Annotated in this window: 1 pseudogene; it reads left to right on the top strand. The window is 48.4% G+C overall.

Annotated elements, in window-relative coordinates:
* A pseudogene (locus A3751_RS22380) lies at positions 1-304 on the top strand (lysine--tRNA ligase); the annotation flags it as partial.

Below are 304 nucleotides of genomic sequence, written 5' to 3'. Positions count from 1 at the left end.
GCACGACCAAGGATGCAAACGGAGAGGTGGTTGAAGAGAAAATCTATGACTTTAGCCAACCATTTACTCGCATGACGATGGCGGAAGCGGTGCTTAAGTACAACCCGGAGTTTGATGCGGCAGTGATCAATGATCCTGAGAGTCACTTTGAGGCTCTGAGGGCTTATGCCAAGCAAGTCGGTGTTCCAGATTCCCCTCAGCAAAAAACATGGGGAGCGGGCAAGTATTTATGTGAGATCTTTGAAGCAACTGCAGAAGAGAAGTTAGATCAGCCTACGTTTATTACGGCCTATCCTTGGGAGGT

The sequence above is a fragment of the Oleiphilus sp. HI0080 genome, from assembly GCF_001635135.1.
The sequence above is the reverse complement of the archived record's forward strand: the minus strand, read 5'-3'. Positions and strand labels throughout refer to the sequence as shown.